This is a genomic window from uncultured Campylobacter sp. (assembly GCF_938040115.1).
Taxonomy (GTDB): Bacteria; Campylobacterota; Campylobacteria; order Campylobacterales; family Campylobacteraceae; genus Campylobacter_A.
Genome location: NZ_CALHXD010000308.1, coordinates 1 through 6409, shown reverse-complemented (window position 1 = coordinate 6409; position 6409 = coordinate 1). Strand labels below are relative to the sequence as shown.

The following is a 6409-nucleotide window of genomic DNA, read 5'->3' as shown; positions in this document are numbered from 1 at the left end:
AAATTCGCTTCCTTTTGGATTTGCGTCGCTTTTATGCTCCATTTTTTTGTAAGCATCGAGCTGATTTGGGAAATTTGCGCCCCATTTTTCAAAATCAGGCTCAAGTTCGCTTACTTTATTGAGCATTAGCGGATACATCTTTTCTTCGGCTTTTTTAGCGCCGATATCCGTAAAAAGCGCGAACATAGCCGCACCGAGTACGACAGCCACTAAGAAAGTAGCTACATACAACACTTTGTTTTTCATTTTATCCTCCTGTTAAATTTTAAAAGTTATGCGCATGTCCCGCTTCGCGGTGGCAAGATACACATCTTAAAGGCTCATTTGAGTTGCCTTGATGCTCTTTGAGATTTTTGTCAAACGGTTTTGCGGTTCCTATGGCGCGCGGATCGATAACGTTTGAGACGTATTCTTTATGGCAGTCCATGCAGTTTTCCTGAACGACTCTTTTTGTTTTTTCGTTTGCGGTAAATGCATAAGGATTATCTTTAAAAGTAACGGCATACGCGTGTCCTAGGCCGCTTTGAGCCTTCATGATCCAATATCCTATAAAATCATGCGGCAAATGGCAGTCGTTACAGGTAGCGACGTTTTGGTGTCCGCCTCTTGACCAGCTTTCGTAGACTTGATTCATCACGTGACAGTTTTTACAGGCTGCAGGATCCGGACTAAAGTATGAAAATCCCTTGGCATAGTAAAAAGTGTATAGTCCGTGACCGATAACCACTCCAAACGATAGCAACAAAAGAATGACCCAGATGGATGCTTTTTTCTTCGTGTTTTCCATGACGGGCTTTCTAACCTCCATTATAAATTTAAATAAAACTTAACTTTATTTATAAGCCGGTATTTTATTATTAGTTCGCTTAAATTCTCATTTATTTTCCTAATATAATTAAAATTAAATCTTAAGCTTATTTTTATACTATGTAAATATAACAGTAGTTGTTATCAACTTATTATGATTGATTTCAATCTATTTCGGTATTATATAATATAATATATTTACTATCTTAAATTTGAATAAAATTTAAAAACTAAAATACAAAGTAAACAATATCCAACATAGGCCAAAACTTTAAATTTAAATAATAAAAGCTGTGCTAAAATCATTTCTTTAAAAATTTGAAAGCTATGGGCTCGTCAAATTTGCGTTAATCGTGATAAAAAGGAATAAATTTGAAAGAAATTTTAATTACAAACGACGACGGATTCGAGGCTAGCGGCCTGCACGCTTTAGCTAGCGCACTGAGGGAGCTACCTGATACCCGCGTTACGATCGTAGCGCCGAGTACCGAAAAATCAGCCTGTGCGCATTCGCTGACGCTTACTAGACCCCTTCGATTTATCAAGCTTGACGACGATTTTTACAAGCTCGACGACGCCACGCCTGCAGACTGCGTATATCTCGCGCTTCACGCGCTTTACAAAAGACTACCAGACCTCGTAATCAGCGGCATAAACCACGGCGCTAACGTCGGCGAGGACATCACCTACTCCGGTACGTGCGGAGCGGCTATGGAGGGCGTTTTGCAGGGGGTGCCCAGCATCGCGTTTTCGCAGTTTTATAAAAACGACAGTATCGAAAAACTAGGCTTTTCGCTTGCGCAGCAAGCCGTCGAATTTATCGTTCCGCGCGTGTTAAACGGCGAAATATCCCTACCGCCACGCCAGTTTTTAAACGTAAATATCCCCGCCGTCTCCGCCCGAGAATTTAAAGGCTACCGCATAGTTCCCGCAGGCAGACGCAGCTACGCCACGCACGCGATGCTCCACCGCAACCCGCGAGGCGTCGAGTATTATTGGCTCGGACAAGCCTCGAGTCTAGACTACGAGCAAAACGGCGAGTCCGATATCAGCGTACTTAGCGAGAGTTTCGCCTCGCTCACTCCAATCATGCTCGATATGACCGCGCACGCGAGCTTGCAGAGCCTAAAAACCGCGCTAAAGGATCAAATTTGAGCGAGGAAATTTTGGATCAAAACGACCGATTTACGAGGTCTCGCTGGCTGTTTGGCGATGATTTTAAAAAGCTTCAAAAAGCAAACGTCCTAATCTGCGGCGTAGGCGGCGTAGGCGGCGTCTGCGCGGACGCGCTGGCTAGAACCGGCGTAGGCAAACTAACTCTCATAGATAAGGATGTTTTTGATATAACCAATCAAAACCGCCAAATTTACAGCGAAGCCGTCGGCGCGGTCAAAGTCGGCGAATTTACCGCAAGATACGAGTGCGTAACGGCGCTGCAAGAGCTAATGACGCCGCAGTTTGTCGAGGATTTTGATTTTTCGCCATTTGATCTTATTATCGACGCTATCGACGACGTACCGGCCAAAGTCGCTCTCGCGCTAAAAACGCACAAAAAGTTAATTAGCTCGATGGGCGGCGCAAAGCGCCTAGATCCGACGCAGATCAAAGTCGCATCCATCTGGCAGACCTGCAACGACCCGTTTGCCAAGAAAATACGAGCCGAGCTTAAAAAAGCGGGGTTTAAAGGCAAATTTGACGTCGTGTTTTCGACCGAGCTACCAAAATGCGTGAAACTGGGCAGCTTTATGGGCGTGACGGCGTGTTTTGGGCTAAATTTAGCGGCTTTAGCGGTTAGAAAAATCATCGGCGATAAATAATTTTAATTAGTCTGGGCGAGTTTAACCGCTCGCTTAAAACAAATTTATGCTATTATACCGCACTTAAATTTAAGGAAAAAAATGAAAACATGCGTCATCCTTGCCGGCGGCAAAAGCTCGCGAATGGGCCGCGATAAAACGCTGCTGCCTTTTGGCGGATTTGCGACGCTCACGCACTACGGAGCGCATAAATTCGGGCGGATTTTCGATCGCGTATTCGTTAGCTCTAAATTTGACAAATTCGACCCGCCCCTACCGCTCATCAAAGACGCCGACGCAGGGGAAATCTCGCGGTCAAATTTGACTGAGGCGAGCGACAAAGATGGTACAGAGGCAAACTCCGCTCAAATTTGCTCGCAAGATACGTCAAATTTGAGCCCGGACGCCTTTTCTCCGATGCTAGCGCTTTACAGTATCCTTAGAAATTTTCCAAACGAAAGCGTATTTATAGTCCCGGCCGATATGCCCTTTGTTAGCGAAAGCTGCGTGCGCGAACTATACAAATTTGCCGGAGAATACGACATGGTCATCGCCGCAGACGAGTCGCATACGCACTCGCTTTGCGGATTTTTTAGCGGGAATTTAGCGAACGCCGCGGGCGAGCTTTTTGCCGCGGGCGAGCACAAGATCGGGCTTTTGCGCGACCGCTGCCGCTGCAAGATCGTAAAATTCGCAAACGCGGACGAGTTTTTTAACATCAACTATCAGGCAGATTACGAACAAGCCTTAAAAGAAGGAAAAATATGAAAAAAATTATCGTTTTATCGGCGATTTTGTTAAATTTAGCCATAGCCGCCCAGGCGGAAACGGCGGAGCAAAATTTACCCGCCCAGTCCGAGAATGTGGCTGAAAATTTGACCGAACCGACCGCTAAAGACGAAGCCAAGCGCCTCTATGAAGCCGCCGCAAAGCTTGAGCATGAAGGCGACAAAACAAGAGCCCTTCAGCTTTATAAACTAGCGGCTAAAAAGGCGATATTTACGGATGAGGACGGCGAAACGGCTGCGATGGAGCGCTCCGTGATCGCGCCCTCAGATAGCGTAGCGGACGCGCCCGTAGAGGAGCAAAAGATCGCCTCCAAAGAGCGCCCGAAAGCTAAATTTGAAAGCGGCGAAGCATACGACGTGGATGAAATTTTGGGCCTAAAAATGCACCACCTAAACTACCTGCTGCCCGCAACTTACGCGTTTAACGACGTTGAAGGTAGGCGTAGATTTGAGACTGCTTTTCAAATCAGCTTGCAAAAGCCGCTTTTTTACGACGTATTTGACATGAACGAAACGATCTCGGCGGGCTACTCGCAAAGCTCGTGGTGGCAGACGGCTAAATCCTCTACGCCGTTTCGCGAGACCAACTATCGACCTGAGATTTTCGTGACCGTCCCGATGAGATTTGAGGCGCTGCCGAGCCTTGACTACCTACGCGCGGGGCTTTTGCACGAGAGTAACGGCCAGGGCGGCGAGAAGTCGCGCTCATGGAACCGCGTCTATCTCGAGGCCAAACTTTACGCCGGTAGCCTAGTCGTGATCCCGCGAGCGTGGGCGCGCATACCAGAGAGCAAGGGTAGCGACGACAATCCCGACATCGAAAAATACATCGGCAATATGGATATAAATTTCGCCCTACCTTTCCGCGGACACATCTTTACGGCGATGGTGCGCAACAACCTGCATTTTGATAAAACAAACCGCGGCGCGGGCGAGCTTGGCTGGCTATTTCCGTTTGGAAAAAGCGGCGTTTACGGCTACGTGAAGTACTTCACGGGATACGGCGAGAGCCTCATCGACTACAACCGCCACACCGATAAAGTCGGTATCGGCTTTGCGATTTTGAAATAAAAGGCTAGAGCGCTCAGGCGGCGCCGACAAGGTAAAATCGCTACAAAAACGCCCGAAAGCGATAAGTCAAATTTGACCGAACCGACAAGCACGGCAAATTTGACGAGCGGGCGCCGGTTTGCAAAATTTCAAGCGCGACGCTTTCCTTTAAATTTGCGCCAAGTCGCAGTAAAAAACCGCCGCCCTAGCACGAGCGCGAAATTCGTCAAATTTAGGGAGATAGATGAAAAATTTATTAAAGCTTTTTATCGTTTTGACCTGCGCAACCTCGCTGCAAGCAGGCGGCAAATACGCGCCCGAGCAACAAAACAACGAGCTAATCGCAACTTATGAGATATTTTTTAAGTACGACCTGCGCAACGGCGAAAAGGACGCAAGCGGCAAAATACGCAACAGACTCTACCTCATCGAGCTAGACGCGGGCGGCGCGCAGTTAAATCGCTACGTCATCGACGAAGCGGACGAGAAGTACAAGCGCAAGATCCCGGACAACCCCTCCACAAAGCTAAAAATCTCACTCGTCGTCCGCAAAAACGAGCGCTGGGTGCTGCTAGAAGTCTACTCAAAAGAGCACCGAGACGCGCCTGCGTTCACGGCCGAGAGATGCCTATGGGGCGGGCTAGAAAAGGAGCTACTAGAACTTTTTGACGCGGGCGAGGCGCTAAAACTATACCGAAAAACCAAACGCTTCGACGCAAATTTAGGCTTTTTTACCGAAAATAACATAGCGGAGTACCGCAGAGACGGCAAACCGTCGTATAAGGAATTTACCAGCGTCCGAACGGGTAAAAAGGAAACGACTTTTGAAAAATACGACGAGAACGGGCTCATACACAGCCGCGCATACCAGATAGGCGGCGAGTCTGCGTATTTTGAGTTTTTCTACCCGAGCGGCAAACTAAAAAGCGTGATAGACCAGTGCCAAACGATCGGCAAGCCGCTTAGCGAAGCGGTTAAAATACAAAAAGAATTTAACGAAAAAGGCAAGCTCGTAAAAGAGGTCGTAACCGACGCAAAAGCGGGCGCGGCGACTACCAAATTTTACGGCGAAAACGGCGAAATCATAAAAACCGAAACAAAAAATCTCAGATAAACTAAAAGCGGAGAAAAATATGTTTTTAAAGCTAGACGAGATCGCTCGCGAGCTAGACGAGATATGCCTACCTCTGGAACAAGAGGGCATAACGGGCATGAGGCTGCTAGCACAAAGCGATGCCGACGCGTCCACGCGGGCGCTAGAAAATGCGCAAGAAGCTCTAGGCGTCAAATTTCCGCTTGAGCTTTCGCGGCTAGTTTGCGAATTTGACTTTGGCGAATTTGAAGTTTGCAACGTACGATTTGGCATCAGCGGCGACTACGCTAGCGAGCTAGTGCGCCTAAACAGCACCGACGAATACGGCGGCAAATGGTGGCACGGCGATACGCGTCCTGCAAATTTGATAGTTTTTGCCGTGGGCGATCCGTGGATATTTGTGATTGATTGCGCGGACGGCGCGATTTATGCGTGGCTACTCGGGGACGAAGAGCTTTGCGGTAGGCGCGTTGCGAGCGATTTTGAGAGATTTTTTAGAGCGCTTGCTAGTATCGGTATCGCGCGACTAAGCAAAAAGACCGTGCCATGCGCGGAAAAAATCGCTAAATTCGTCCAAGCCGGCGATGATAAGGCGCTTGAGTTTTGGCGAGAAATGGCTGAAATTTGATAAATTGATGCTGGAAAGCTAGGCCTTTGCGCTAGCTTTGGCGGCAAATTTGACTGATTTCAAAGGCTCTAAATTTGGCGACATCTGCCGTCAAATTTTAATCTCAAATTTACAAATTTCACTACCAAACCAGCTCAAATTTATATTATTTTTTGCATTCGGGTGCTAAATTTGAGCTCAAATTTGCCGTAAATTCGGCGCTTAAAAATTAAAAAAGGCAAAAAATGATAACCCCAAAGGCTCTTTA

At 47.3% G+C, this 6409-nt stretch carries 7 protein-coding genes and 1 pseudogene; 6 read left to right on the top strand and 2 right to left on the bottom strand.

Annotation, left to right across the window (positions count from 1 at the left end):
* Both Q0314_RS10480 and nrfH read right to left on the bottom strand, forming a co-directional pair.
* Positions 1-246, bottom strand: a pseudogene (locus Q0314_RS10480) (ammonia-forming cytochrome c nitrite reductase subunit c552); the annotation flags it as partial.
* A gap of 19 nt (positions 247-265) precedes the next feature.
* The gene (nrfH, locus tag Q0314_RS10475; protein WP_298058805.1) at positions 266-808 is read right to left on the bottom strand and encodes a cytochrome c nitrite reductase small subunit; all 543 of its coding nucleotides are present in this window, start codon (positions 806-808) and stop codon (positions 266-268) included.
* Between the two features lie 371 nt (positions 809-1179).
* Between nrfH and surE the strand changes: the two genes are divergently transcribed.
* From surE to Q0314_RS10445, 6 genes are all read left to right on the top strand, one after another.
* On the top strand, positions 1180-1962 hold the full coding sequence (surE, locus tag Q0314_RS10470) for a 5'/3'-nucleotidase SurE (RefSeq protein ID WP_298058803.1): 783 nt from the start codon (positions 1180-1182) through the stop codon (positions 1960-1962).
* The gene (locus Q0314_RS10465) at positions 1959-2624 is read left to right on the top strand and encodes a tRNA threonylcarbamoyladenosine dehydratase (protein ID WP_298058802.1); all 666 of its coding nucleotides are present in this window, start codon (positions 1959-1961) and stop codon (positions 2622-2624) included. Before surE ends, Q0314_RS10465 begins: the two co-directional genes overlap by 4 nt.
* A gap of 81 nt (positions 2625-2705) precedes the next feature.
* On the top strand, positions 2706-3371 hold the full coding sequence (locus Q0314_RS10460) for a molybdenum cofactor guanylyltransferase (protein ID WP_298058801.1): 666 nt from the start codon (positions 2706-2708) through the stop codon (positions 3369-3371).
* Positions 3368-4462, top strand: coding sequence for a phospholipase A (locus Q0314_RS10455; RefSeq protein ID WP_298058799.1), 1095 nt, complete (start codon positions 3368-3370; stop codon positions 4460-4462). The genes Q0314_RS10460 and Q0314_RS10455 overlap by 4 nt, the downstream gene beginning before the upstream one ends.
* Before the next feature lie 223 nt (positions 4463-4685).
* Complete coding sequence (locus Q0314_RS10450) at positions 4686-5555, top strand: hypothetical protein (RefSeq protein ID WP_298058798.1); 870 nt, start codon at positions 4686-4688, stop codon at positions 5553-5555.
* 19 nt (positions 5556-5574) lie between these two features.
* Complete coding sequence (locus Q0314_RS10445; protein ID WP_298058796.1) at positions 5575-6162, top strand: SMI1/KNR4 family protein; 588 nt, start codon at positions 5575-5577, stop codon at positions 6160-6162.
* Positions 6163-6409: the final 247 nt, after the last annotated feature.

Coding starts and splice junctions, on each gene's coding strand:
- Q0314_RS10450 (WP_298058798.1), top strand. CDS start 4,686: ATGAAAAATTTATTAAAGCTTTTTATCGTTTTGACCTGCGCAACCTCG.
- nrfH (WP_298058805.1), bottom strand. CDS start 808: ATGGAGGTTAGAAAGCCCGTCATGGAAAACACGAAGAAAAAAGCATCC.
- Q0314_RS10445 (WP_298058796.1), top strand. CDS start 5,575: ATGTTTTTAAAGCTAGACGAGATCGCTCGCGAGCTAGACGAGATATGC.
- Q0314_RS10455 (WP_298058799.1), top strand. CDS start 3,368: ATGAAAAAAATTATCGTTTTATCGGCGATTTTGTTAAATTTAGCCATA.
- Q0314_RS10460 (WP_298058801.1), top strand. CDS start 2,706: ATGAAAACATGCGTCATCCTTGCCGGCGGCAAAAGCTCGCGAATGGGC.